24 protein-coding genes and 1 pseudogene are annotated in these 25,771 nt (G+C 46.4%); 14 read left to right on the top strand and 11 right to left on the bottom strand.

What is annotated here, in order from left to right; translation table 11 throughout:
• The first annotated feature begins 11 nt into the window (after nt 1-11).
• On the top strand, nt 12-905 hold the full coding sequence (locus tag D0A37_RS15910) for an EI24 domain-containing protein (RefSeq protein ID WP_242715768.1): 894 nt from the start codon (nt 12-14) through the stop codon (nt 903-905).
• A gap of 3 nt (nt 906-908) precedes the next feature.
• On the opposite strand, the gene D0A37_RS15905 is transcribed toward D0A37_RS15910, so the two are convergent.
• Nucleotides 909-1,163, bottom strand: coding sequence for a hypothetical protein (locus D0A37_RS15905; protein WP_242715766.1), 255 nt, complete (start codon nt 1,161-1,163; stop codon nt 909-911).
• A 573-nt stretch (nt 1,164-1,736) separates the two neighbouring features.
• Between D0A37_RS15905 and D0A37_RS15900 the strand changes: the two genes are divergently transcribed.
• Together D0A37_RS15900 and D0A37_RS15895 are read left to right on the top strand one after the other, a co-directional pair.
• Nucleotides 1,737-2,369, top strand: coding sequence for a DUF7873 family protein (locus tag D0A37_RS15900; protein WP_242715764.1), 633 nt, complete (start codon nt 1,737-1,739; stop codon nt 2,367-2,369).
• Nucleotides 2,370-2,830: 461 nt separating this feature from the next.
• A complete protein-coding gene (locus D0A37_RS15895) occupies nt 2,831-3,760 on the top strand; it encodes a serine/threonine protein kinase (RefSeq protein WP_242715762.1) in 930 nt (309 codons plus the stop codon).
• On the opposite strand, the gene D0A37_RS15890 is transcribed toward D0A37_RS15895, so the two are convergent.
• The 3 genes from D0A37_RS15890 to D0A37_RS15880 all read right to left on the bottom strand — a co-directional run bounded on the left by D0A37_RS15890 (nt 3,754) and on the right by D0A37_RS15880 (nt 5,925).
• Nucleotides 3,754-4,380, bottom strand: coding sequence for a J domain-containing protein (locus D0A37_RS15890; protein ID WP_242715760.1), 627 nt, complete (start codon nt 4,378-4,380; stop codon nt 3,754-3,756). The genes D0A37_RS15895 and D0A37_RS15890 overlap by 7 nt on opposite strands.
• A gap of 130 nt (nt 4,381-4,510) precedes the next feature.
• Entirely contained in the window at nt 4,511-5,104 is a 594-nt protein-coding gene (locus tag D0A37_RS15885; protein ID WP_190657906.1) for an ATP-dependent Clp protease proteolytic subunit, read from the bottom strand.
• A 161-nt stretch (nt 5,105-5,265) separates the two neighbouring features.
• Nucleotides 5,266-5,925, bottom strand: coding sequence for an ATP-dependent Clp protease proteolytic subunit (locus D0A37_RS15880; RefSeq protein ID WP_242715759.1), 660 nt, complete (start codon nt 5,923-5,925; stop codon nt 5,266-5,268).
• A 72-nt stretch (nt 5,926-5,997) separates the two neighbouring features.
• Here D0A37_RS15880 and D0A37_RS15875 point away from each other — a divergent pair, with 72 nt between their 5' ends.
• The 4 genes and pseudogenes from D0A37_RS15875 (at nt 5,998) to thrB (ending at nt 9,701) form a co-directional block, all read left to right on the top strand.
• A complete protein-coding gene (locus tag D0A37_RS15875) occupies nt 5,998-7,233 on the top strand; it encodes a vWA domain-containing protein (RefSeq protein ID WP_242715758.1) in 1,236 nt (411 codons plus the stop codon).
• A 222-nt stretch (nt 7,234-7,455) separates the two neighbouring features.
• A complete protein-coding gene (locus D0A37_RS15870; protein ID WP_242715757.1) occupies nt 7,456-8,022 on the top strand; it encodes a Uma2 family endonuclease in 567 nt (188 codons plus the stop codon).
• A 3-nt stretch (nt 8,023-8,025) separates the two neighbouring features.
• Complete coding sequence (locus D0A37_RS15865; protein ID WP_242715756.1) at nt 8,026-8,517, top strand: tetratricopeptide repeat protein; 492 nt, start codon at nt 8,026-8,028, stop codon at nt 8,515-8,517.
• A 90-nt stretch (nt 8,518-8,607) separates the two neighbouring features.
• A pseudogene (thrB, locus tag D0A37_RS15860) lies at nt 8,608-9,701 on the top strand (homoserine kinase).
• A gap of 284 nt (nt 9,702-9,985) precedes the next feature.
• Here the strand turns inward: thrB and D0A37_RS15855 are convergent.
• The gene (locus tag D0A37_RS15855; protein WP_242715755.1) at nt 9,986-11,233 is read right to left on the bottom strand and encodes a hybrid sensor histidine kinase/response regulator; all 1,248 of its coding nucleotides are present in this window, start codon (nt 11,231-11,233) and stop codon (nt 9,986-9,988) included.
• A gap of 466 nt (nt 11,234-11,699) precedes the next feature.
• On the opposite strand from D0A37_RS15855, the gene D0A37_RS15850 reads away from it, so the two are divergent.
• Both D0A37_RS15850 and D0A37_RS15845 read left to right on the top strand, forming a co-directional pair.
• Entirely contained in the window at nt 11,700-14,402 is a 2,703-nt protein-coding gene (locus D0A37_RS15850; RefSeq protein WP_445242551.1) for an endonuclease MutS2, read from the top strand.
• A gap of 158 nt (nt 14,403-14,560) precedes the next feature.
• Nucleotides 14,561-15,502 carry a DNA-methyltransferase gene (locus D0A37_RS15845; protein WP_242715751.1) on the top strand — a complete coding sequence of 314 codons (942 nt, stop codon included), beginning with the start codon at nt 14,561-14,563 and terminating at the stop codon, nt 15,500-15,502.
• Here D0A37_RS15845 and D0A37_RS15840 read toward each other — a convergent pair.
• Nucleotides 15,465-16,016 carry a hypothetical protein gene (locus tag D0A37_RS15840; protein WP_242715749.1) on the bottom strand — a complete coding sequence of 184 codons (552 nt, stop codon included), beginning with the start codon at nt 16,014-16,016 and terminating at the stop codon, nt 15,465-15,467. The two genes, D0A37_RS15845 and D0A37_RS15840, sit on opposite strands and share 38 nt — an antisense overlap.
• Complete coding sequence (locus tag D0A37_RS15835) at nt 16,006-16,218, bottom strand: helix-turn-helix domain-containing protein (RefSeq protein WP_242715747.1); 213 nt, start codon at nt 16,216-16,218, stop codon at nt 16,006-16,008. Before D0A37_RS15835 ends, D0A37_RS15840 begins: the two co-directional genes overlap by 11 nt.
• A gap of 385 nt (nt 16,219-16,603) precedes the next feature.
• On the opposite strand from D0A37_RS15835, the gene D0A37_RS15830 reads away from it, so the two are divergent.
• From D0A37_RS15830 to D0A37_RS15820, 3 genes are all read left to right on the top strand, one after another.
• Nucleotides 16,604-17,209 carry a DUF3038 domain-containing protein gene (locus D0A37_RS15830; RefSeq protein ID WP_242715745.1) on the top strand — a complete coding sequence of 202 codons (606 nt, stop codon included), beginning with the start codon at nt 16,604-16,606 and terminating at the stop codon, nt 17,207-17,209.
• Between the two features lie 178 nt (nt 17,210-17,387).
• On the top strand, nt 17,388-18,791 hold the full coding sequence (locus D0A37_RS15825; protein ID WP_242715743.1) for a DUF4335 domain-containing protein: 1,404 nt from the start codon (nt 17,388-17,390) through the stop codon (nt 18,789-18,791).
• Nucleotides 18,761-18,982, top strand: a complete 222-nt coding sequence (locus tag D0A37_RS15820) for a hypothetical protein (RefSeq protein ID WP_242715741.1) — start codon at nt 18,761-18,763, stop codon at nt 18,980-18,982. Before D0A37_RS15825 ends, D0A37_RS15820 begins: the two co-directional genes overlap by 31 nt.
• A gap of 323 nt (nt 18,983-19,305) precedes the next feature.
• On the opposite strand, the gene D0A37_RS15815 is transcribed toward D0A37_RS15820, so the two are convergent.
• The 3 genes from D0A37_RS15815 to D0A37_RS15805 form a co-directional block, all read right to left on the bottom strand.
• Nucleotides 19,306-19,689, bottom strand: coding sequence for a VanZ family protein (locus D0A37_RS15815; RefSeq protein ID WP_242715739.1), 384 nt, complete (start codon nt 19,687-19,689; stop codon nt 19,306-19,308).
• 123 nt (nt 19,690-19,812) lie between these two features.
• Nucleotides 19,813-21,171 carry a DUF3370 domain-containing protein gene (locus D0A37_RS15810; protein ID WP_242715737.1) on the bottom strand — a complete coding sequence of 453 codons (1,359 nt, stop codon included), beginning with the start codon at nt 21,169-21,171 and terminating at the stop codon, nt 19,813-19,815.
• A gap of 157 nt (nt 21,172-21,328) precedes the next feature.
• On the bottom strand, nt 21,329-22,252 hold the full coding sequence (locus D0A37_RS15805) for a nucleoside hydrolase (RefSeq protein WP_242715735.1): 924 nt from the start codon (nt 22,250-22,252) through the stop codon (nt 21,329-21,331).
• Nucleotides 22,253-22,330: 78 nt separating this feature from the next.
• On the opposite strand from D0A37_RS15805, the gene D0A37_RS15800 reads away from it, so the two are divergent.
• Nucleotides 22,331-24,292 carry a S9 family peptidase gene (locus D0A37_RS15800; RefSeq protein WP_242715734.1) on the top strand — a complete coding sequence of 654 codons (1,962 nt, stop codon included), beginning with the start codon at nt 22,331-22,333 and terminating at the stop codon, nt 24,290-24,292.
• A gap of 238 nt (nt 24,293-24,530) precedes the next feature.
• Nucleotides 24,531-24,749 carry a hypothetical protein gene (locus D0A37_RS15795; protein WP_242715733.1) on the top strand — a complete coding sequence of 73 codons (219 nt, stop codon included), beginning with the start codon at nt 24,531-24,533 and terminating at the stop codon, nt 24,747-24,749.
• A 212-nt stretch (nt 24,750-24,961) separates the two neighbouring features.
• Here D0A37_RS15795 and D0A37_RS15790 read toward each other — a convergent pair whose 3' ends face one another.
• Nucleotides 24,962-25,747 carry a universal stress protein gene (locus D0A37_RS15790; protein ID WP_242715732.1) on the bottom strand — a complete coding sequence of 262 codons (786 nt, stop codon included), beginning with the start codon at nt 25,745-25,747 and terminating at the stop codon, nt 24,962-24,964.
• Nucleotides 25,748-25,771 lie beyond the last annotated feature (24 nt).

Raw genomic sequence — 25,771 nt, 5'->3', positions numbered from 1 at the left:
AAGCAGAAAATATGTCAAAACAGCTCAATTCAAACCCCGCCCACGCCGCCATTACCGCACCAATTGGACTCCTGGCAGGTTTCACCTATCCTTTGCGAGCTTTCACGCTGATTTTGCAAACTCCCAAGCTGTGGACTTATGTATTAGTTCCCGTGGTGCTAAATTTTATAATTGGTATTGGTCTTTATTTAAGCTTGCTATTTCCCAGTTTGGCAGGGATAGATGTTTTGGTTGCCGATTTGTCCGTCCGATTTAATACTCTAATTGCGAGTTTTCCAGCTTGGCTGAGCTTTCTCGGCGTGTTAACAGTTGCTGTCGGCTGGCTGCTGCGCGTACTCCTAGTGTCAGGACTTTTGCTGATAATTGGATTTTTGTTAGTGCAGTTTGGCGTGATTTTAGGTTCGCCCTGGTACGGCAAACTTTCCGAACAATTGGAACTTCTGCGGAACGGTCAATTGCCCGCAGAAGCACCAATGAATTTGGCGAGTAGTTTTGGAGATATTCAAAGGGCGATCGCCTTTGAACTGCGAAAACTACAAATTTTGTTGAGCGTCGGTATACCGCTGCTGCTGCTAAATTTTCTCCCTGGTGTCGGCTCTATTCTTAGCAGTTTGGGTGGCGTAGCTTTGGGCGCGACTATTGTCTGTTTGGACTTTTTAGATGCACCTTTGGAGAGGCGCAGGCGACCTTTTCAGGAGAAACTGGAGATAATTTGGGCGAGTTTGCCGGCCAGTGGAAGTTTTGGTGTGGTTTGTTTGGGTTTGGTGAGCATTCCGCTGTTGAATCTGTTGGCGATTCCGCTGTGCGTGACGGCGGGAACTTTGTTTTTTTGCGATCGCATTTGGCCGGCCCGCTTTGCCCCAGAAGAAACAAAGAGCGATCGAGAAACTAACATTACCAATTAAAAACTAGGAAGATGCTTCTTCCTTCGGCTGACTCTGGGAGTTAAGAGCCAAAAACGGGCTTAACAACAGCCAGCTAATGAAGAAAAAGGATGCTGTAAATAGCTGGACAATATCGATCGCCGACAAATATCCGTCAGATAATAGTGCAATAGTTCTATCTGTCAGCCCGAATATCCAAGAGACAATCCCAAACAGCCAAATGCCTTTTTGGAGCATGGGCAAAAATGCTGAAACTTCCGAGTTTTGCTGCTTGTTCATTGATTTAGCCCTTGTTTGCGAAAAGTCTGATTAACCGGGGCACCCCAAGGGCTTAAGGATTTTTGGTGTCTCCTCGGATTCCCTTTGTTATCTATATGTTAAGAAATATTTCCCGATATGACAACGCGCCCTGAGAGGGATTTCCGCATCTATCTCAAGAGGTAGTCGCCGCCCTAACAAAGAGTGATATTTGCTACACTTTGGTAGCGACGCTAGAGATTTTGCCGATTTTTTGAGAGATCAATTGCTGGGCACGGGTAGCGGCGGGTTCTCTTGGCACCGCGCCTACAAAAAAAAATGTAATCTATATTGAATTATGTAATACTACAAAGTGAACAAGTTTGGTTAAAGAACGATCGTGAGGTTTGTACTGAGGACGAAGAGTCCTCCAAGCCCTAAAAGCCACAGGACAAACCATTTGATTATCAGTATTAAGCCGGCTTGATATCAGTTCAGCGTCAATAAAATCGAACAATGGCACGCTTAAATCAGATTATTGCGATCGAAAAAGGCATCAAAAGCCGCTCGGTTCAAGAACTGGCATAAGCTCAAAAAGTTCTCCCGAAGCCCGCTGTGCTTTCTGGAATCTCCCGCACTTACCGCCCCAAAGACGAAGAAGGCGAACAACTGCCGCCAGAGTCCAAAAAAGTTGAAGTCAAAGCAGAAGAGATTATCCGCAAAACGACTGAAGTTTTGACCAAACTCTTCGACGTAACCGCAACCAAAGATTGGACAAATTGTAGCGCCCGCGCGGACGTAACTGTAGACGGAAACGTGCTTTTGAGCCAAGTTCCCGTCAGCTATTTGCTATTCCTTGAAAAGCAGTTAGCAGATTTGCAAGCATTCATCAAAAAACTTCCCGTCTTAGATGCTTCCGAGACTTGGAAATTCGATGCTTCGACCGACTGCTGGGCAACAGAACCGGTGCAAACTCTTAAGACTTTTAAAACTCCGCGCAATCACGTTAAAGCTAAAGCTACCGAACACCATCCGGCTCAAGTCGATGTTTATTACGAAGATATTACTATCGGCTATTGGCGGACTGTCAAGTTTTCTGGAGCAATGCTGGCACGTCGGATCAATGAGTTGCTACAAAGGGTGGAAATCTTGCAGCAAGCTGTTATGTTCGCCCGCGAAGAAGCTAACAATTCTGAAGTTGAGGAACAGAGAGTGGGAGAACGAATTTTTCAGTTTATTTTCCGCTGATTGCTGGCTTTTTTGATAGTTATAGTTTAAGATATAAACAGAGTACAAGTTCAATCTAAAACTTCAACTTAAACCGTACAAATGTGATAGTGCAGGTTCGAGTCCTGTCCCTTCTACTCAAAAGAGGGGGGTAGCCCTATTGGCCGAGGCAGCATTGCGTACAAATTCAACAGCAAGCTATTACTCTAAACTCAGCATTCACCGCCGATCGCTCAAACGAATGTCAGGAAAATCACATCATCGAGGTTGCTGGCTCATATCCAGCCCCCTCTACCAAACGCAGGGGGGTAGCTCAATCGGTAGAGCGCGATGCTATTAATCTTAAATCCTTGACTTAAATGTGATAGTGTGCCCAAATGGGCGGTAAATATAAACCCAGTAGTAAGGTCAGAACTGCTGGGTTTTATGCTAATAATTGATTCAATTCGTTAAATCCGTCAGTCCTAGACGTATCAAGGCCGATGATTTACTGCATCAATCCTCAATGCGAACAACGCGAAAATCCTGCTGCTGCTCAAAAGTGTCAGGCTTGCCGCACCGATTTGTTAATTGGCGATCGCTATCGTATCCTTAAACCAGTGCGATCGCCCAATCCCGCACGCCCCACAGACATCTTTGAAGTCGAAGATTTGGGAACAGGGGAAAACGAATGGGGAACTGTCAAAATTTTAAAAGTCTTGAAACACGCACACAATCCCCATTTAGTTCGCTTGTTCAAGCAAGAAGCGCGAGTTTTAATTTGGCTGACCGGAAAGGGCTCAGTTCCCCAAGTCGAACCTGACGGTTATTTCCCAATTAAAATCCCCCATAACTTCCAGAAATTGTCTTGTTTGGTGATGGAAAAAATTACCGGAGAAAACTTGGCCGAATTCTTAACTAAAAAACAGTCCGTTTCTCAAAATCTCGCTCTTGATTGGCTGCAACAAATGCTTCATATTTTGCAGGAAATCCACAAATACCATGTAGTGCATCGGGATATTAAGCCATCCAACCTGATGGTTGAAGCCAATGGGAAATTGAGATTAATTGACTTCGGCGCCGCCACAGAAGCAGAGATAGATACCGCACCCATAGGTTCTGCTGGATACGCCGCACCGGAACAAATTCTAGGTAAAGCAGGGGTGCGATCGGACTTTTTTGCCCTAGGGCGTACTTTTGTACATTTATTAACAGGCATAGAACCGAGTCACTTTCCCGTTAATGAAAAAACTGGTAAAATTAATTGGAGGAACCAGGCTGTAGATATTGACCCGCTACTTCTAGAGTCGATCGACGAATTAATAGAACCGCTACCGGAAAACCGACCTGAAAATACCCAAGTTATTTTAGAAAAATTAAAAATTTACGACGGAGACCCCCTGCAAAAGGGGGACGCAACATCGCTTCAATAAATCTGTTCCAACCTGCGAAAATCCCGCTCAACTTCCGCCCACAAAGCCCGATTGTGAGGGTCAGTTTTCACAGCCTTTTTCAAATAAATTCTCGCCTTATCAACCTGCTTTTCTCCGATCAAATGCCGTCCCCAGCGCTGATAGGCGATCGCCTGCCACTGACGCACCTCCAAATCTTCGGGAACCCGCTGGGCCAAACCCTCAATCAAGGCGATCGCCCGTGGGAACCTCTGATATTTCAGCAACTGCTGCAGCTCAAAATAAGCATCTTGCTTTAACTTTTGTTCCACCGCCGACAGATCCGCATTAGATTGAACGGGAGGCTGTTTGCGAGTCACATTAACTGCTTGGGGTTGAGCTTTCACCCCCTGATCCGGCGATGTCCAAGTAGGCGACACAGTTGAATTGGCAACTTTCGATCCCGCAACATGGTGGGGGGCAACATTCACCAAGAACTTATAAGCCTCAGTAATAGCAATAAACTTATTCTTAGCCTGTTCGTTTCCCGGATTCACATCGGGGTGATACTGTCTGGCTAACTGCCGATAAGAGGCCTTAACTTGCGATAAACTCGCACCAGACCTCAGTCCTAACTGTCGGTAATAATCTGCAATATCCATTTAGCATGAATGAGCGTTGATAATACCATTAAATATGGCAGAATCCTTAAATGTAAAGATTCTGCCAAAATTTACTGCGAACTAGGTTGTAGTGCGAGGGTTGCCCGCACTACTGAAGCGCAAAAATAACTTACGGACGATCTTCGATCACTCTGTCAATCAAGCCGTATTCCTTGGCTTCCTCAGCGGACATGAAATAGTCGCGATCCATGTCCTTCTCGATTTTCTCGATCGGCTTGCCAGTATTCTTAGCATAGATATTATTGAGTTCGTGGCGCAGCCGCAGAATCTCTTTCGCCTCAATCTGAATATCCGTTGCTTGTCCCCGCGTCCCCCCAGAAGGCTGGTGAATCATGATTCGCGAGTGAGGTAAAGCTAACCGTTTCCCCTTCGCACCGGCAGCTAACAGGAAAGAACCCATCGAAGCAGCCAAGCCCACACAAATCGTCACCACGTCCGATTTAATGTGCTGCATGGTATCAAAAATAGCCATGCCTGCTGACACCATCCCGCCTGGGGAATTGATGTACAAAATAATATCCTTACCTGAATCTTCCGAATCGAGATAGAGCATCACAGCGATGATTTGATTGGCAATTTCATCGTCAACGTCCCTGCCCAAGAAAATAATCCGTTCCCGGTAGAGGCGATCGTAGATATTAATCCACTGAGTATCATAACCACCCGGCATTTTGTAGGGAACTTTTGGCACACCTATAGGCATAATTCGGAACTCCGTTTAGTTGGTAATTGGTGATCGGGCAATTGGTTAGGGTTTATTAGTTATTTGTTACTTGTTATTTCAGGTTTTTTAGTTTTGGGCTATAGTGACCAATAAACCATAACCAATAACTAATAACTAATAACTAATAAGCAATAACCGAATTAGATGACTCCGGCAGGCAGCGGTTTCGGCAATTCTTCCGAACTTTCAAGAACGCGATCGATCAAACCGTATTCTTTAGCTTCATGGGGCGTCATGTACAGCAACCGATCCATATCTTTAGTAATCTTTTCGATCGGTTGGCCAGTACAGCTTGCAAAAATCTCAAGCATCGTCGCTTTATTTGCCAGCACTTCCTTAGCCCGAATTTGAATGTCGCTTGCTTGACCCCGCGTGTAAGCCTTGGGTTGGTGCAACACAATCGAAGCGTGCGGCAAACTCGCCCGAAAGCCTTTTGTACCAGCCGCTAAAAGCATCGCTGACATCCCCATTGCCGAACCGAGGCAAATAGTGTGCACAGGCGGCTTAATGTACCTGATCGTATCGCAGATAGCGAAGGCTTCTGTTTCAAAGCCGACGGGTTCGCCACTGTAACCAGAAGTGCCGGTCGAGTTGATGTAGATTTTGATCGGCTTATCCGGGTCTTCGTACTGCAAGAACAACAGTTCAGCGATAATCAGTTCTGTTACCGCAGGCACCAGAGGCATCCCCAGATAAACGATCCGCTCCTTCAGCAACAGGGATGGCAAATCGGGAGGTGGCGTCCGAGAGTTCCCTTCCCCGTAGTATGGCGATTGCACAGCTTTAATTGGTGTGTTCATATAACCGAAATGTTGCCTGAACTGATGGAGCTATTCTTAAAGAAATAGTAACGCAATCTTTAGGTATCCCGCATGAAAGTTAGTTTGCTCCCGGTTTTAAACGACCCTAACCTTGACGCTGCTGCGCCCTCAACGCAGCGCCAGCTAGCGATTTCGGTGTCTGCGACGGCAAGCTCGATCGACTCCAGCGTACCCTTAAACCTGTGCCTGATTCTCGACCACAGCGGTTCGATGGGCGGACGCCCCTTGGAAACCGTCAAACAAGCCGCCGGACGGTTGCTAGACAGGTTGAAGCCAGGGGATCGCTTTTGCGCGGTGGCTTTCGATCATAAAGCCAAAGTCCTTGTCCCCAATCAAATTGTGGGAGATCCCAGCAGTATTAAACGGCAAATTGAGCAATTGCGCTCGGCCGGTGGCACAGCAATTGATGAGGGCATTAAGTTAGGTATTGAAGAGTTGGGCAAAGGCAAAAAAGAAGCTATATCTCAGGCATTTCTGCTGACTGACGGCGAAAATGAACACGGCGACGACAGCCGCTGTTTGAAGTTGGCTAAATTGGCTGCTGACTACAACATGACTTTAAATTCTCTGGGATTTGGCGATAACTGGAACCAGGATATTTTGGAAAAGATTGCTGACGCTGGCGGCGGTGCTCTGGCACACATTCAGCGTCCCGAAGATGCGGTTGACGAGTTTGGCAAACTATTTACTCGCATCCAAGGTGTAGGTTTGACTAATGCTTATTTGCTATTTTCCCTAATGCCAAAAGTGCGGTTAGCCGAACTCAAACCGATCGCCCAAGTTGCCCCGGATACGATCGAATTACCGGTACAGCAAGAGGGCGATCGTTTTATGGTGCGCCTGGGAGATTTAATGAAGGATATAGAGCGAGTAGTTTTGGCTAATATTTATATTGGACAGTTGCCAGAAGGTACACAGGCGATCGGGCAATTGCAAATTCGCTACGACGATCCGACTGCCGGTCAAAGTTTGCTTTCCGATCCCGTTGCAGTTTCTGCTAATGTCCTGAAAGTTTATCAGCCGGCTCTTAACCCGACTGTGCAGCAGCACATTTTAGCTTTGGCTAAATACCGCCAAACTCAACTGGCAGAAACTAGATTGCAACAGGGCGATCGGGCCGGTGCGGCAACGATGCTGCAAACTGCCGCTAAAACTGCTTTGCAAATGGGCGATAAAAGTGCCGCAACTGTGCTGCAAACCTCTGCTACTCGCTTGCAATCTGGTGAACAATTGAGTGAAGCCGATCGCAAGAAAACTCGGATTGCCTCTAAAACTATTTTGAAGTAATCGCGCGATTTGAAATTTTAAATAATTTTAAATTGGGCGATCTAAAAATTCGGCGATGCAAAATCGCGTCTACAAAAACGAAACCCGCGCCCCGGCGGGTTTCAATATTCTGAGTCTCGCCTACAAAAAGGGAAAGTTAGTGTATGCCGATTGTTTCAAGCTGTGGATCATGTAGAAGCTCGATCGTTTAGAATGTTTCTATCACCTATCAAGAGTGCTTGTATGAGCCAGACAATACCTGATAAAGTACGCTGGACTACCGCCGATTTAGAACTATTGCCCGATAACGGCGATCGTTATGAAATTATTGATGGGGAGCTATTTGTGACTAGAGCACCGCATTGGGGTCATCAACAGACTTGTGGCAGATTTTTCTCTGTGCTCGATACTTGGTCGATGTCTGCAGGTTTAGGACGAGCTGCAATCAATCCTGGTCTTATTTTCACGGATGCTGATAACGTTATTCCCGATGTAGTTTGGGCCAGCAACGAACGCTTGGCTATTTTGCTAGACGAAGCCGGCCATTTAACCGCCGCACCCGAGTTAATTGTTGAAGTATTGTCCCCCGGTGCAGACAATCATAGACGCGATCGAGATTTGAAACTCCGACTCTATTCGGTGCGAGGAGTGCAGGAATACTGGGTTGTGAATTGGCAATTGCAGCAAATAGAAGTTTATCGCAGGGAACAAGCAAGTTTAAGGCTCATTGCTACGCTGTTGAGCAATGATGAACTAAATTCCCCTTTGTTGCCCGGTTTTAGTTGTTCTGTCGCTCAAATTTTTGCATAAATTATGAAATCATCATTTTACAATTTAATTGGTACTATAGGAATCTTGACTATCTTGGGTAATGTATCCCCTGCTGTTTCTGCTGAATATTCAGCTTTAATAGTTCAAAGAACTCTTGCTCAAAATACCGCCGAAGACTTATTTAATAGCGCTTTAAAAAAATCAGAAGCAGGAGACATTCAAGGGGCGATCGCCGATTACACCGAAGCCATCCGCCTCAACCCCAACTACGCCAAAGCCTACAACAAACGCGGCATTATCCACGGCCGCAATCTCAAAGACTATCAAGCAGCTAAAGCGGATTTCGATCGCGCCATTGAAATCAACCCCAACTACGGCGACGCCTACTACAACCGCGCCAGAGTCCGCGAGTTCTTAGAAGACGAACCGGGGGCGATCGCCGATTATCAAAAAGCAGCGGAACTCTATCAAAAAGATGGCAATACCAACGATTATCAAGATGCCATCAAGCACCTTGAAATGCTGCAAGAATAAATGGCTTTTGAAAACATAGTATAATATCCTGCGATCGGCGTTCATCCGCATTCATCTGCCGTTAAACATTCCAAATCCACCATTCAAAAAATGCCCGAAACTTCCACCGTCACCGTCACCGTACCCGCCACAACCGCCAACCTAGGTCCCGGCTTTGACTGCATCGGCGCCGCTTTAAGCCTCTACAACCGCTTCCAATTCTCCCGACTCGAACCCTCAGCAACCGAGAAACTAAAAATTACCGTTACAGGCAAAGAAGCTGCCAAAGTCAAGGCAGATGACAGCAATCTCGCTTATCTAGCCTTTGTCAAATTATACGATCGCCTCAACCAATCGCCGCCCCCTGTAGCGATACATATAGATATGCAAGTTCCGCTGGCTAGAGGTTTGGGAAGTTCCGCCACAGCTATTGTCGGTGGGTTAGTCGGTGCAAATGAGTTAGCCGGAAAGCCTTTGAGTCAAGTGGAAGTGATGCAATTGGCGATCGAACTTGAAGGACATCCCGACAACGTTGTCCCCGCTTTACTCGGAGGATGTCGCCTCGCTGCTAGCAATCCACCCCCCAACCCCCCCTTACTAAGGGGGGGCTAAGAGAACAACTCCCGCTTACCGAAGCGGGGCTAAGAGAAGAACTCCCCCTTACCGAAGCGGGGCCAAGAGAACAATCACCCTTAGATGCGGAAATTCTACCATCACCCCCCCTTAGCAAGGGGGGGCAAGGGGGGGGTTCCTGGGAAATTTGCGATATTCCCTGGCATCCAAATATTGTGGCCGTGGTAGCCATTCCCGATTTTGAACTGTCTACAGCCGAAGCCCGCAAAGTTTTGCCAGCAGATTACAGTAAGGCTGATGCGATTTTCAATGCCGCACACCTCGGTTTGCTAGTACGGGCTTTGGAAACTGGGAATGAAAACTGGCTGCGCTGCGCCCTCCAAGACAAGATTCACCAACCTTACCGACAATCTCTGATTAAGGGATATGAAGGGGTGCAACAAGCCGCCGTGAATGCAGGGGCTTGTGGAATGGTAATTAGCGGTGCCGGGCCAACGCTTTTAGCTTTAACGGATGTGGCTAACGCTGTTGCGGTTGAGAAAGCGATGGCGGCTGCTTGGATGGAATTTGGGGTAAAGGCTGAGGTAAGGGCGATCGGCCTCGATACTCAAGGCGCGCAAGTCTCCCTTTAGTTATTCCACTCCTAGACACGCAACATCTACATAACCGTGTTTTGTAGGGGCAATCTCCCGTGGTTGCCCCTCTCGATGGAATTATTCATATTTCTATTCTCTTCCTCTCTCCTTCAAATCTCTTGAATATCAACTCAAGTCTCTTTTCGATAACTTCTGCCATTCCCTCTACAAAATTTTACATTTTAAAAAAATGCAGTCATTGTAGGGGCGGATTCACCCTCATCTCAGGCTAAAACAAACAATCTCAAAAACCCGCCCCCACCAACGGTAAATAGTATTAATTAGCTGTGACGCAGGGGAATTTCTAGGTAAATTTTAGTACCTTTACCGGGTTCAGAAAAACACCTTAACTCTCCTTTGTGCTGCTCGACAATTATCTGATAGCTGAGAGCAAGTCCCGAGTAGATGGGTGGTTCCGCAGGTTGGGCAACCAAAAATGGCTCAGAAAGTTGCGCTGTGATATCTTTGCTAATTGCCATGTCGTTATCAGCAATCTCAATAGAAATTCGCTCAGGATCGACCACCTGAGTGCTAATCAAAATCACAGGCTTAAATTTGAGTGATTCCAACTCTGCCAACTCTTGAGCAGACTCTTCCAAAACATCGATCGCGTGATTGAGGATATTCAGAAAAGCTTGATTGAGCATACCTGCATAACACTCAATTTGTGGCAAATTGCCGAATTCTTTCATCACCTTGATGTCTCGCCTTCCCTCGCGCGCCGGCAAGCGGTGCTGTAACAACAACAGAGTATTTTCTAAACCGTCGGAAACATCGAATAACTGCCAGCCCGATCGATCGCTGCGGGAAAAATCCTGTAGCGACAAGATTATTTGGCGGATGCGATCGCTCCCGGTACGCATGGAACTCACAATTTTTAATAAATCGTCGAGTACGAATTCCACATCCATATCTTGTTGTTTTTGCATAATTTCCGAGCCGGGATTGACTAGCTCTTTTTGATACAATCGCAGCAGTTCAATTAAATCGGTCGCGTAGCTTTGGACGTGAGTTAGATTGCTGTAAATAAAAGTAATTGGGTTGTTAATTTCGTGGGCGATACCTGATACCAATTCGCCCAAACTAGACATTTTTTCAGTTTGCAGCATTCGATCGCGCGACAGATCCAATTCTTGCTGGGTTAACTCCAACCGCGCCCTCAACTCGTGCGCTTTCTTAGAAGCACGCAGCCGCGCCAATAATTCCTGCTTAACTATCGGTTTAAACAGAAAATCGTCAAAGGGCGCATCCAATTCTTGAATTTCATCAAATTGCTCCGGTGTTGTCAGCAGAATAAAATAGGCTGCCGCCAATTCTCGATCGGCTTTCACCAGCCGGCACACCTCCAAAAAGTTGATTTGAGGCGAAGTCCCATCGCAAATTATCGCATCGGGGGACAATTCCCTCGCCCAGTCTAAACCCTCTTGGTCGTCGGAAACGACTTTCACCTGATGTCCCTCTTGGCCGAGTAACTCTTGCACAACTTGAAAACTCACAGTATCCGCGATTATCGCCAGAATCTTTGCCATACTTCTACCAACTCCACAAATTACTTTTTAGGATACAACCGCCAGAATTGCACTGACATATTTAAAATTCCCAAATAGTTCAATGCCACCCAAAAACAGCCGATGCCCGATCCCTCAAAACCAAAAATAGCTCATACCATTTTAGATTTTATATTTTCGACTAAAAAATGGGGAAGGAGTTACTGTATAATAATAGTTGGGAGCTTGCCTACAATTGCATATTTTTTGGGGACTGGTATCACGAGAAGGTATAATTTTAGACGGGCAATGCAAAAATGCAAATTTTCTCCTTAGTAATTAATGGTACATCAGAGCTTTCTGCCGAAAGACTGCTGAGGACGATCGCAGATACTTTCTCAAATTGCGCCAGGAAACAATAAAAAACTTTAAAATCAATTAATAGTATCGTTAAATTCACCTTCTCGGTCAGCGCCTGAGAATGCTAATTACCAACACCACCTCAACTTTGATTCAAGCCGAAACACTAGAACTATTAGAATGGCCGCGCCTGTGTCAGCACTTGGCTACCTTCGCGGCCACCAAACTCGGCGTCGCCGCCGCCCTCGACCTCCCAATCCCCGCAACTCAAGCTCAAACAGCAGAACTCCTAGCCCAAACTAATGAAGCTTATCAGTTAGAGAGCCGCGCTGGCGGTGCTTTGAGTTTTGAAGGAATCCAAGACATCGGCACTTCGCTGCAACGAGCCGAACTGCAAGGTTTGCTCAGCGGCGAAGAATTGCTGGCAATTGCTACTACCCTCGCCGGAGCAAGGCAATTGCGCCGGATAATTGACTCTCAGGCAAATGTGCCGACGCTCAAAGAACTGGCAGCTCAATTGCGGACTTATCCCGAACTAGAGCAAGAAATCCATCGCTGTATAGACGATCGCGCTCAAGTAGCAGACAGAGCCACTCCTAAATTAGCAGGAATTAGAGTTCAAATGCGACAGTTGCGCGATCGCATTTATCAAATATTGCAGGGGATTTTGCAGCGCCAATCCAACGCCGTACAAGAACAACTAATTACCCAAAGAAGCGGACGCTTTGTCATTCCCGTCAAAGCTCCCCAAAAAGATGCCATACCGGGCATCGTTCATGACTCCTCGGCCAGCGGCGCGACACTCTACGTAGAACCCCACAGCACAGTCAATCTTAACAACCAAATGCGGCAGTTTCTCAGGCAAGAACAAGCCGAAGAAGAAGCAGTCCGCCGCGCCCTCACGGAGCAAGTCGCAGCAGTCAAACCCGATTTAGACAGATTGGTGGGGGTAGTTACAACTTTAGATTTAGCGGCCGCTAAAGCGCGTTATAGTTTTTGGTTGCAAGGAAATCCGCCGAAATTTATCGAATTGGGAGAGCCAGAATTAGCACCAAAAAATCCCGAAAAAGAAGATGAGGAAAAAGAAGAAAAAGAAGATGAGGAAAACTCAGAAAAAAGTCAATTATTAATTCGCAACTTGCGATCGCAAATTACCCTGCGCCAGTTGCGACATCCTTTATTAGTTTGGCAGCAACAGCACGAACAAGGCTTTCCAGTCGTGCCGGTCGATTTAACGATCGGGCCGCACATCCGCGTCGTCGCCATCACAGGCCCCAACACTGGCGGCAAAACTGTCACCCTCAAAACCTTGGGATTGGCAGCTTTAATGGCGAAAGCAGGAATGTTTGTTGCTGCCCGCGAACCCGTAGAATTGCCTTGGTTCGACAATATTTTAGCCGATATTGGTGACGAACAATCTTTGCAGCAAAGTTTGTCTACTTTCTCCGGCCATATCCGCCGCATCAGCCGCATTTTAGAAGTTTTAGACAATAAATCGCCGGCTGAAGGGGAAGAAAATTCAAACCTTCCAATTACTAATTCCCAACAGCAAGACCAAGAAGTCACAGACACACAGAGCACTGTTTCTGCTCTCCCAATTCTCAAACCTAAATTACAAATTCCCCAACCCCAAATCCCAAATCCCAATTCCCAATTACCAATTACCAAATCTTTAGTTTTGTTGGACGAAGTAGGAGCGGGTACAGACCCCTCAGAAGGCAGTGCATTGGCGATCGCCCTGTTGCAATACCTCGCCCAACATTCCCTATTAACAGTTGCAACTACTCACTTTGGCGAACTCAAAGCCCTCAAATATCAAGACTCCCGCTTTGAAAATGCCTCAGTAGAATTTGACGACAATTCCATGCAGCCAACCTATCGCTTGCTGTGGGGAATTCCCGGACGTTCCAACGCCCTCACCATTGCCAAAAGACTTGGTTTGCTACCATCGATAGTCGATGAAGCTCAAACCTATGTCGGGGGAGCGTCTCAAGATGTCAATCAAGTGATTGCGGGACTCGAAGCACAGCGCCGGAAACAGGAAACCAAGGCCAGAGAAGCAACTCAACTGCTACACCAAACCGAAAAACTGCACAGAGAAGTTTCTCAAAAAGCAGCCGCTTTGCAAGAGCGGGAGCGAGAACTAAAAATAGCTCAGGAAGTGGCAGTAAATGAGGCGATCGGGTCGGCAAAATCCGAAATTGCTCAAATCATTCGTCGCTTGCAGTCGGGCAACCAGACGGCTCAGAATGCCCAACAAGCGACAGATACTTTAAATCAAATTTCCCAAAAACATCTGCCCTCGCGGCAACAACCGGCTAAACCCAAACCGAGTTTTATGCCGAAAGTGGGCGATCGCATCCGCATTCCCAGCTTGGGCCAAACCGCCGAAGTCCTCAGCGGCCCCGACGCTAACGAAGAGTTGAGCGTTCGGTTTGGGATTATGAAAATGAGTGTCAAACTAGGAGAAATTGAATCCCTCGACGGTCAAAAACCGGAAACTAAAGCTCAATTAGCCAAGGTAGCAGCCCAAGCCCAAGCACTGGCTGCGGCTAAAGCTAAGCAAGCAGCGGCGGAACCTGCAAAACCCAATCCCGAAATCGCCATTCGCACTGCTAATAATTCGATCGACCTACGGGGTGCGAGAGTCTCAGACGCAGAAATCGAAATAGACAGAGCTCTTTCCAAAGCCGTGGAATACGGAGTGCTGTGGATAATTCACGGCAAAGGTACGGGACAGTTGCGGCGCGGCGTTCACGAGTTCCTCGCGACTCATCCGCAGGTTTCCCGCTTTGAGCTCGCCAGTCAAAAAGAAGGAGGTGCAGGTGTGACGGTGGTTTATTTGAAATAGTCAGGATTTACGCATTTCCGGTTGACTCGTAATTATATAGTTGTATGCAGCCAAACAAGTCGCAACGAACCTATCTACTGATGCAACCGGAAGGGATACTATACTGCAAATGTGGCATAATTAAGAGTTGAGTTACCACTTTAGTAACTGCCTGACTAATGAAAAAAACTCCCTCAAATGAAGTTTTGGTTGGCGACTGTCGTGAAGTGATGAAGACCTTGCCAGAAAATTATATTTCTGCGTGTATCACTGACCCACCTTATAATTATGAATTTATTGGTCATAAATGGGATGACTCAGAAATTCAAAGGCGTATTGAAAGAGTCAATGGCAAGGGAAATAAAACCCTTGTTAAAAACATTCCCTATGGCAGTGGTTTAGCAGGTGGAGTCAGAAACGAAAAATGGTATCAAAGGAATCGTAACAATACTCTGGATTATGAAAAGTGGTGCTTTGAGTGGGGCGAGCAGCTTTTTCGTATCTGCAAACCGGGTGCGACAGTTTTAGTTTTCAATAGCACACGGACTGTTGCTCACGTACAAGTAGCACTTGAAAGTGCTGGTTTCTATGCGAGAGATATTCTTGTTTATAAAAGATCGAGTGGTATCCCTAAAGGTGTCAATATCAAACAACAGTTCGAGAAGAAAGGATATGAAAATCCTGAACAATGGGATGGTTGGCACAGTTGTCTGAGGAACGAATGGGAAGCAATCTGCGTACTTCAAAAACCACTGGTCAATAATTACTTGGAAACTCTACAGGAGTATGGTACTGGTGTATTTTATACTAAAGATCAGTTTGGTGGTTTTCAATCAAATATTTTAGAAGGCATACAGCGTGAAAAAACCGAGGAGTTTAACGTCCATTGCACAGTTAAACCACTCGCTCTAATGAGAAAGCTGGTCGAAATATTTGTACCGCGTTTGGAAAATTCTATTCTAATCGATCCTTTCGCAGGATCGGGAACCACATTGCTGGCGGCGAAAGAATTTGGCATTAGGTATGTTGGCATTGAAATAGTACCTGACTACATAGAGATTATCAACAAGCGCCTTGATAGTTTCAGCGGTATACAGGGAATTCTCCCACTTTTTCAATAAGAAATGACTTTAAATCAAACCCGCTTATTATTTTTATGAACTCAAACGAATCGTCCCCAGTGTAAACTTTCCAAGTGCCTACTTGGCACGCTGTAATAGCTGCGGACAAATTATCTTTTCTAAGAATTAAAAAAACGGGTTCGTAGTTATAAGTACGAAGTAGTGGGCCATAAGATTTGAACTTTTTCAGTGTTCCAGAATCTCCTGAGCCAATACGATATTTTGTATCTATTGCGTACCCATCAACAATGAGATCGCACGGCTCATCGCTTCCAACTTTAAATGCTGGCTGAAAGCTACTGCAATATGTTTTACACGTTTCAGTAACTAACAATTGCCAACACATACCTAACTCACGTCCCCAATATTGCCTATTTTCTTTTTTTATTATTGGAGAAATCCCAAATACATCCATTAAAATATCGTGTTCTTCATTCTCTTCTGCATAAATTTTTTGGGTAAATGAGTTTTGGTATCTTCCTAAAATTTGCTCGAGTCTTCTTTCAGTCATCATCAATTACCAGATCAGCTAGACTAACGGATAAGGCCTTGGCTATTTTGCTTGCATTAAGTAGCGTTATATTCCTTTCACCTCGTTCAACTGAACCAATATAGGTGCGATGTAATTCAGATAGTTCTGCAAGCTGATCTTGGGAAAGATTTCTGAGCTTTCTGAAATGTCTAACTTTTTTACCAAATTGCTCCGTAATATCCATAGATGGCGCCAGATGAAGCAATGACAACTATAATCTGACAGACTATAAGTAGCGACAGACTATAAGTAGCATTCGAGAGCGCTAGGATCTTTGCATTGATATAAGTCCCGATAGTTTCAAAGCACTGATTTGATTTCGGTCACTCTGTGGCGTAGCATGGTTAGGGGTGAAAATCTATGGGTTTTGCGGATTGTGATCGATCGAACTTGAAACCGCAACTTTTAGCCCGCAACTCCGTCCAGCAGTTAGGATTGCCGGAATCAAAGCAACGAGCTATGGAGACAAATCAACAGATGTGCTGTTGCCCACAGGCCGCAAAGCTTTTATCACTGCATACTGTTTGATATCCTGCCTCAACCTGTCTTAAATTTCCCGTGCTGAAGCCATGCGCTCGACCGTAAAGTCCTCCGCTCCCACAAACGAAACGGGCCCATCTCCCAACTGGGAAGAATTGACCCAAAAAGCACCAGAACCTACCCAGTTGGACAACATTAAAGCCCAACTGGATTTAGTGCTGTTGGCCCTAGAAGCACTGGCAGAAATTGGCTCAGAGGCGATGCTCAAGGTAGCATCCGAACTGAATTTAGAGCCAATGGTAGCCGATCGGGTAGCTTTGTGGCGGCTGCGCCAATCTAACCCGCTGCGGAAGGGCCACGGAGGGCGCAAAAAACTCGATGTGGAGGAAGCTCGATCGCTCGTTTTGATAAGCTGTCATTTGGCAAAACAGCACCAACCTTTAATCCGCCGCGCTGTTGCTTTGCTCGAACAAATGGCCGAGCAAAACCGCGAACCTCACACCATCGCTTTGTTGGGAGATTATATTGACAGGTTCAGCAACACTTATGGCTCGCGCATGGAAGATGCAGAAAATTTATCGGCCCGAGAGTTGACTGATTTGGCCCTCAAACTCCTGATCGATTTGCTGTTTTACAGCAGTCCCGGTGGCCACCGCCGCCTCTGGCTGGCTCTTCTAGACCGCGCTAAGAATTAAACAACAGTCAGTAGTCAGTAGTCAGTAGTCAGTAGTCAGTAGTCAGTAGTCAGTAGTCAGTAGTCAGTAGTCAACAGACTTTCGGCTCTAAGAATTAAACAACAGTCAACGGTCAACAGTCAACAGTCAACAGTCAACAGTCCACAGTCCACAGTCAACAGTCAACAGACTTTCTGCTATGGTTCTCAAACGGTACACGCCCCCCACTTGCACGCTGGAAATTACAGCCAAAAGTTCGCCTCTCTCTCGCTGGGCGGGCCAACCGGTGTTTAAATCTTTAAGTTTTGAGCTGCGACTCGACGACCCCAGGTTGCCAGATACCGAACACGTTACCCTCAGGGGCGATCGAATTCAACTCGAAACTCTCCACGAAGCTGTCAGCAACTACGTCCAAAACTTGCTCGGCGAATCCCGCGATTGGGAAAGCAACCTCAACTCTCAAACAGACCGTATCCCTGCGGGTTCAGACTCGCCCGAAGCAGCGCGTAACGCCGTCATATTCGATCGAGCCGTCAACACTTCCGAATTAGCAACTTCCGCCCCCAACACCTCCTACCTTCCGGTTCCCCCCCGCTTAGAACCCCGCGGCTTGCTCGCCCACAACTTGTTTTTAGGCTCTTTGAGCGCCGTAGAATCCGGGCCGATAGTTCCCTTGAGCACCCTGCAACTGTTTGACTTGGCCACAGCACTAGATGACTGCGCCGCCGAAGTGATGGCGCTTCCCAACCTCAACCGCGAGGCCCGACGGCCGCTGTCCTCACCCTGGCTCAAGGTCGCAGCAATGATGGTCGCCAGCGCGGGCCTGACGACAGGAATTATCAAAATGCTCGATCGATCCGCCACCTCTCCGCAAACCGCCACAGCCCCCGCCACAGCTCCTGCCAATCCACAATTGAGCACCGCTCCAGGAAACCCCCAGCTAGCTGCCGGCGTCTCCCCCAGTCCAGTTCCCGCCGTACCGACACCCGCAGCACCAACACCCGCAGCCACACCCGGTTTACCGCCCCTGCCGCCCCCGCCTATCAACACCGCCGCCTCCCCCAGCCCCAGCTTACCTCCCATCGCCCTCGCCCCAAATCCCCCCAGCAACAGACCCAGCCCCATCCAGCAGCCACCCCTGCTATTTCCCGCCAACGGCAGCGCAGCCAGCGCCCCACAGAGCGCCCCAGCTTTCCCTCAAGGGCAAACAATCACTATTCCCGCCCCCGAAGAACCGCCCATTTCCGCCCCCCAAGCACCCGCACCAGTACCCTACGTCCTGCCCCCCCTACCGCCGAGACTAGCTCCCGCCGTACCGCCCCCCTGCCCCCCTCGCTGTCTGCTTCCCGATTTCCCGTTCCCCCGCCGCAGCCCTTCCCCAGCCCCATCGAGCCGATTGTCCCCCCCGCCAGTACCGAGCTCCCACCTCTTGAGGATGCTCAACCAACCACCGAGTCCGAGGACAACAACCAGGCCGCGGCGAGCAAAAAAAACCACACTTTATTTGATACAATTCCTCAAGTTTCAGAAGCTAGAACTTACTTTGAGGAACGCTGGAAGCCTCCAGAAGGAATGGAACAAACTTTGGAATACAGCGTGCTGATCGATGAAAATGGGTCAATTCAAAGTATTGTGCCGATGGGAAAAGCAGCAGCAGATTATATCGAGCAAGCTAATATGCCATTAGCCGGCGAGCCGTTTGTTTCTGCCGTTTCTAATGGGAAAAACCCGAAAATTAGAGTTGTTTTGCGACCGAGCGGTCGAGTACAAACCTTTTTGGAAGAGAGTGATTAAACGCTCTCAAACACATTGTCGAGATGGGAAATCCCGGTAAATTGCTAATTTTAAAAAAGTTCAAAAAAGATTAAATTTTAACTGCGGCAGCAGCAGCCAGCATATTGACAGTTGCTCCCGTTTGTGCTGCAAATATCTCTTTAGCCGTGCTGGCAGAATCACCATTGACAAAAGTTGATGACACTCGTCAATCGGTTCGCATTGTGCACCCTACAAACTTCCTTCTTCCTGACCTCCGTTACATCCGTTACATCCGTTACATCCGTTACATCCGTTACAGAATCCGTTGCCGAACTTCCTTCTTCCTTCTTCCTTCTATATCCTCAAGGCCCTTTTGTTCTATCCCAAACTTCTCCAATCCAATAAAAAACTGCAATCCCGCCAAAACTAAATAAAAAATCTTCAATACTAGCACTGCGATTTGGTAAGATTGCTTGCAGCATTTCTTCCGCAGCAGTGAACATGGTAAAAATTGCGGGTCCGAAAGGAATTGAATAATTAAACAAATTCATCTTTTTTTTGGCAGTTGCTCTATGGCACAAAAAAGATGCTATTCCGTACAAAATGAAGTGGCCGAGTTTGTCATAAGGCGGATGAGCGAGAGGAAAGTTGACTAATTTCCCTGTAGCTGCTAAAAGCATGATACTGAGAAGAATTAAAACGTACACAAAACAAGCAACTATCCAGAATTTTTTTGAGAACTTCATCTTGTTTTTTGCCAATACCGACTAGGGACAAATCAAGTCCGCGCAGCGCAAAAATAAAAACCAATCTGGTTAATTACGCATTGTCTTTGTAGGCGTCTGCCTACCCGTAGCAGCCGCTAAAATTTAATTTGTTTTCACTGTCAAAACTTGTGGTGGCGACGCATCGGGCGGATAAATAAAATCCACTTCTACAAGTCGCTTTTCTCCCGATTTCATCTGTAATTTTACCAAAGGTTCCCCCTGCTGTCCCCGCCGCTGCACTAAATGCACGTACCGAGTTTGAGGCACTTTATTGTCATCAGTATAGCGCACTCTGACCGTCCCCCTAAAAAAAGTTTGAGGTGCCGGAGGTTGTAAAAAATTAAGTCCTCCTGAAGTTAATTTGTCTGTCTTAATTGGAGTTTGAATTGCGACACTGACAGTTTGGTTGTTGCTGGTAGAATTGTACAGCGGCAAGCTGAGACTGTATTGAATTCCGTAATTGCCGTGGGCGCGGTATGCTGTATCTGGGTAGCGGACTAGCATTCTCGCACTTTGCACTTGATTTGTGCCCAGCATTCCGCGCGGGAGACTGCTTAATGGGTAGGAAAATGCTGTTCCGGGTTGGGGAATTGCTAGGTTTGATGTGGCGGGGTTGTCTGAGAGAAGTGCTCGCCATTCTGAACCTAATGCTACACCGGCAACTCGGCCGTAAATTAGTTGACCTTCGGTGATTTCTGGTGCTGTGGGAGCTCGATCGCGCGGCCCAGCTATATTACCATTGTCTAATAAGTTTTGCCATTCTGCTAAATTGGGCGATCGCTCGTTTCCCTGCCCGTTTTCCTCTCCGTCAAGTCGGGCAAACATCGCCAGACTGGCAACATAGACTATACCATCGCTGCGTAACCGCATCAAGGTCGATCTACCGTTTAGCGGCGGTACCAATCCCCGCACCGGTATCGGATGATTCATCAACAGTTCGCTTTTTCCGGGTGGAATAATTAACCCCGGCCCAAACTCTGACTGTCTCCTTCCTCTGAGAATATCATTGACAGCGCGGCTTCCTGGCCCGGCGTAAATATTACTGTTTGAATTATCGACTTGCGGCGGTAATTCAATAAAAGGTGCATCGGGTTGACTGAGATAACTCGCAGCTTGCAATATATCTAATTTTACTGGTTTATTGCCCGGATTATAAACAATTACCCCTTGATACAAGGTTCGCAAATCTTCCGGCGAAGGTGCGCGGGCGATGTGGTGGGCAAAAATGTCGAAACGTCCTTGAAACGGAAAGTTTAAATGTGCCGCCGGAAATCTTTTACCATCCGGGGGAAATGTCGAAAGCAAAATTCCTTCTTGCAGCACTACTTCTGGACTGTTGCTGTTAAATACTGGTACGTTGTCTAACTGTCCGGGGAGAGGTCGCACTTCTTGAATTTGGATTATTTCTGGAGGTGCGGGAGGGGTTTGGGCTAAAGGGATAATTGATAGAACTGGCAGCATTTTTTGATGTTTTACATTTGGTAGATGAGATTTTTTTTTAACCGCAGAGGGCGCAGAGGGCGCAGAGAAAGAGAGGGAAGAGAAGAACGCGTAAATATTCGCGTCAGGGCGGGTTTTGTACTGAGATTTTGCTCACTTCTAGCAGATATGGTGATTTTTACCTCGCCCACTGTTCTAATATGTAATTGTAAAATTTGGCGGTATCTACTTTATCCATTGCGTGAATTTTTCGCCCTCCACTTTTAACTTTTGTGCGTCCTTGGCTGATGCCTTGGGTAATAATTTCTGTTTTCCATTCTCGCAGTTGGTAAAATTCGGGATGTGCTAAATAAGCGGTTGCCAAAATGTCCCAAAAATAGTAATCTTGAGATATTGCTAGGGCATAACACTGTCCTGCTAAGTCGGAAATAGGATATTTGCGCTGTTTTGCTAAGAGATTGGAAAACTCTACAGTCAGCGGTACATTATTAGTGATATCTAAAGGACACATGACAAGGGGAATTTGTGTTTGCCAAATTCTCTCGATTGCTATCGGGTCCCAGTAAGCATTCCATTCCGCCGACATATCTTGTCCGGGTTCCATATCTTTGCTAACATTGCCGATAACATTGAGGGCGCCTCCCATCCAGATAATTTCTTGAATTTTGCTTTCAATTTCTGGCGCGATATCTAAAGCTTGCGCTACTGTTGTTAACGGCCCCGTTACCATTAATGTGACTGGTGCGGCTGCATCCCGCAAAACTCGCACCATAAAGTTTTGTCCGGGTTCTGATATTAACGGCGTCTCAATGGTTCCTTTTTCATTTAGAATGGGAAGTCGATCGACTGCAAAGGAATCTCGCCGAAATAACACCGGAAATGGGTTGAGTCCCCGCACCGTACTCGCCGCCACCGGAACCTCTGAACGCCCCATCAAATCGAGGATTTTGCGCGTTGCACTCACCGCCGGTTGAATGTAGCAGTCCGCAGGAGTTACAATTACTCCCAGAGTTTCGACTTCCTCCATTGTCATCAGCAACACGACTGAGAGATAGTCGTCAACTGCACCGTCGTGATCCATTAGTACGAGTTTTTTGGACATTTTGCTTCCCGGTAACTGAATTAGTGTAAAGTACAAATATTAATTTTTTTGTGCGAGAAACACAACTGCCTCAACTATATGAATACAGTATCACCTTACGGCTCTTGGAAATCACCTATTTCTTCCGATTTAATTGTTTCTGGAACTGTCGGGCTCGGACAAATTGCTATTGACGGCGATGATATTTATTGGGTTGAGGGAAGGCCTTCGGAAGCGGGGCGAAGCGTCCTCGTGCGGCGTACTCCTGATGGTAAAATCAGCGACGTGACACCCCCTCCTTTTAATGTTCGCACTCGCGTTAACGAATACGGAGGCGCTGCTTTTGCAGTTGCTGGCGGTGTTGTCTATTTTTCTCATTTTGCCGACCAACGTATTTATACTCAAACATTAAATTCTCAACCAGAACCTCTGACACCTACTGCTAATTCTCGCTATGCAGATGCGATAGTTGACAAGCAAAGAAATCGCCTGATTTGCGTGCGCGAAGACCATGCAGGTGAGGGCGAACCTGTCAATACTATTGTTAGCATTAATTTAGATAACGGCGAAGATATTCAGATCTTAACTCAGGGTAATGATTTTTATGCTTCCCCTCGTTTGAACCCTGATGGTTCTCAACTTTCCTGGATTTGTTGGAACCATCCAAATATGCCGTGGGATGGCACAGAATTGTGGGTAGCAGAAATTACTGCTGACGGTTCTTTAGGTGAAAAATACTTAGTTGCTGGCGGGGTTGATGAGTCGATTTTTCAACCGGAATGGTCGCCCGATGGAGTTTTGTATTTTGTTTCTGACAAGTCTAACTGGTGGAATTTCTACCGCTGGCAATCTAGAACCCCCCTCAATCCCTCCTTGGTAAGGGGAGAAGCAGAGATAGAAACCAGCTTGTGCGAAATGGCGGCTGAGTTCGGACTTCCTCAGTGGGTTTTTGGAATGTCTACTTATGCCGTTGTCTCGGAAAGCCAAATTATTTGCACCTACACTCAGCAAGGTCTGTGGCATTTAGCGAGTCTGGATTTAACCACAAAGCAGTTGACAACAATTGAAACGCCTTACACTGATATTTCCTCCGTCAAAGCGCGGGGAGAAACTGTTGTTTTTCTGGCAAGTTCGCCGACTGAATCTACTGCTATTGTACAACTGAATTTAGCAACAAATCAACTAGAAATATTGCGCCAATCAAGCAATTTAAGCATCAATCCGGGTTATCTTTCAGTACCGGAACCAATTGAATTCCCCACGGAAAACAATTTGACTGCTTTCGGTTTCTTCTATCCCCCGAAAAATCAAGATTTCGCAGCGCCTGCGGGTGAAAAACCGCCGCTTGTTGTTAAAAGTCACGGCGGCCCAACTGCTGCTACTTCTAGCAGCATGAATTTGAAAATTCAATATTGGACCAGTCGCGGTTTTGCCGTGCTCGATGTTAATTACGGCGGCAGCACTGGTTACGGCCGAGAATACAGAAAAAGACTGCAAGATAGTTGGGGAATTGTCGATGTTGACGACTGCGCTAACGGTGCTAAATATTTAGCTCAAAAAGGTTTAGTTGATGGCGAAAGAATGGCGATCGCCGGAGGCAGTGCAGGGGGGTACACTACTCTGTGCGCTCTTACTTTCCGCGATGTGTTTAAGGCGGGTGCGAGCTATTATGGAGTTAGCGATTTGGAAGCTTTGGCAACAGATACTCACAAATTTGAAGCGCGCTATCTGGATGGATTGATTGGGCCTTATCCTGAAAGAAAAGATTTGTATGTAGCTCGTTCGCCTATTCATTCCGCCGAACGTTTATCTTGTCCCGTTATCTTTTTTCAAGGATTAGAAGATAAAGTGGTTCCGCCCAATCAAGCGGAAATGATGGTAGAGATATTGAAAGCTAAAGGTTTGCCGGTTGCTTATGTTGCTTATGAAGGGGAACAGCACGGTTTTCGCCGCGCGGAAAATATCAAAAGAACTCTTGACGGCGAATTCTATTTCTATTCGCGGGTGTTTAAGTTTGAGTTAGCTGAACCGGTGGAGGAAGTGCAGATTTACAATCTTTAGAAAAAATTAAGTTTGCAGTTGCTCTGTCTTCCTTCCAAGGCAACTGCAATCTTTAACCATAATTCGTACCTATTGAATGTGATGTCGTTCACAAATTTTACTGTTTACTCTCACACTTTTTTGCTGTTTGTTGTCAGAGGTTTTAAGGCAATACACGGACAAAATTTGAGAGTGCGATCGCCTTTTGTTAATGCAGAAACGCCCGATCGCGCCATCCTCGATTTTAGAATCAATCGCTATGCTAACTCCTATCAACCTGATTCCATCTGCTTTGGGCGAGCTGTTTGCCGAAGTCAATCATAATGGCTACATTACTCTAGCCGATCGGTACGGTTTGATGGCTGCTATTTTTGACGAAAATTTGACGGAGGAAGACAAACGCTCGATTGATCGGCTCCTGCGCTCTGTGTGCCGAGGAAGGATAAAATTAGTTAACGAATTGTCTATGATCAGGTAAGTGACCATATTTTTCCCTAATAGTAATTTTAAACATCTCAATAATTAAAAAAAGTCCCACTTGTCGGGTAGTTGGGACTTCGAGCGAGGAAACTATTGTTAATTTTTTCTCGACATAGAACTTACGCAAAAAAAGGTTTAGCGCACGAATTTATAGCGGTAGGGTTTGCACTGCGAACCTTACATATAGTTTTGCGTAAGTGCTGAACAAGTTTAATGTGCAGACATTGCTGTAGCCAACTGTAACTTGCTCAAACTTTCTTCAGGCTGAACATCCATCTGATAGCTGAGTGCCGCAGGAATTCCGAGCACGCAGCACGGAAAATTATTTCCTAGTTCCCTAACCAGCGAGTGGTTGACCGAATGGCAGCCCAAGAATAGTAAATTTGCGGATTCTAATTCCACCACGTTTCTCAGTTCTGTAGCAACCGGTCCGATGCGTAAATGAGCTTTGAATAAACCGCGCCATTCCTCAGCCAAACAACGCGCTTGCCACAGCAACTTATCTGCTATCTCATACTCATTCTTTTGACCAAAATTTTCTTGAAAATAATGCGGATCGATCCAACTTTTTGGCTGGGATACCGATTGGATTTCGGTTGGTAAAGCGATCGCAGGCGCTGCACAATTAAGGGCGAATGTTTCCTCTAAATTAGAGACTTGCTGCTCTGCAGTCAAGGCATTTGCTACAGCAAATTTGCAAGGATCTTCACCGTAACTTGTTGGCGCTTCGTCGATCACGTAGACGACTTGAACCGTGACTTCTTTAGTTGTTACTAAACGAGTTTGATGCGCCATCCACAGGGTAATATCCAGAGCTACTTGACTTTGGGGAGAACTGTTGTAACCGACAATAAAATTGATTGTTTTGGCCGGTTTTGAGGGTTTTGATTTCTTAGAAACTGGTAATGTTGGCTCCGGCAGCAAGACCATTTCTTCTGCTAAATTTTGGTATCCCAATGCACTTTCAAAACGCGCTAACATTGTTTTGAGATTCACAGGCTTAACCTCTCTTAAGTGAAT

The organism is Microcoleus vaginatus HSN003, assembly GCF_022701255.1.
In the GTDB taxonomy this organism is placed as follows: domain Bacteria; phylum Cyanobacteriota; class Cyanobacteriia; order Cyanobacteriales; family Microcoleaceae; genus Microcoleus; species Microcoleus vaginatus_B.
Note: the sequence above shows the minus strand (reverse complement) of the source record. Positions and strands in the feature narration are given on the sequence as shown.